The organism is Ruegeria sp. AP12, assembly GCF_056540025.1.
Genome location: NZ_JBQFVZ010000162.1, coordinates 1 through 834, shown reverse-complemented (window position 1 = coordinate 834; position 834 = coordinate 1). Strand labels below are relative to the sequence as shown.

General features: G+C 57.8%; 1 protein-coding gene. It reads left to right on the top strand.

Annotated elements, in window-relative coordinates; genetic code table 11:
* Window positions 1-23: 23 nt before the first annotated feature.
* On the top strand, window positions 24-834 hold an 811-nt coding region (locus ACR0E6_RS21985; protein WP_480587338.1), incomplete at its 3' end, for a dynamin family protein.

The following is an 834-nucleotide window of genomic DNA, read 5'->3' as shown; positions in this document are numbered from 1 at the left end:
GTCTGGCGACGCTCAAGACGCGAATGGAAAACTTCACCGCCAGCGTAACGATGGTGGGGCAGGTCAAGGCTGGCAAGTCCTCGATCGTCAACATTCTGGCAGGCCGTCCTGCGCTGCTGCCTTCTGACGTCAACCCGTGGACCTCGGTGGTCACGACGCTGAACATCAACACGCGTCCGCCGGGCGACACTAAGTCCAAGTTCACCTTCTTCGAGCAGGAAGAATGGGACAACCTGATGGTGGGCGGCGGTCGTCTGGGTGAGCTGGCCAACCGGGCCGGTGCGGATGACGAAATGGACGACATCCGCCGCCAGATCGGTGAGATGAAGGCCAAATCAGAAGAACGTCTTGGCAAGCATTTCGACCTGATTCTGGGCCAAAGCCACCAGTACGATTATTTCGACGAAGAGCTGATCCAGCGCTACGTCTGTCTGGGCGATGAGGACGATCCGGATATCGACCCCAAGACCGGACGGTTCGCCGATGTGACGAAGTCGGCCGAGCTTTACATGGACATACCGCAATACCCGATTGCGCTGAAGCTCTGCGATACACCCGGTGTGAACGATACCTTCATGGTGCGCGAGCAGATCACGCTGCGTAGCCTGCGCGGGTCCGAGGTTTGTGTTGTCGTGCTGGCTGCAAGCCAGGCGCTGACCACGATGGACATGGCGTTGATGCGGATCATCGCCCAGTTCGAAAATCGCCAGATCGTGCTGTTCGTGAACCGTATCGATGAGCTGGCTGATCCGGTGAACCAAGTGCCCGAGATTCGCGACCGGATTCAGGACACGCTGAAACAGAACAACATCGATGCCAACACAAGTGTTGTTT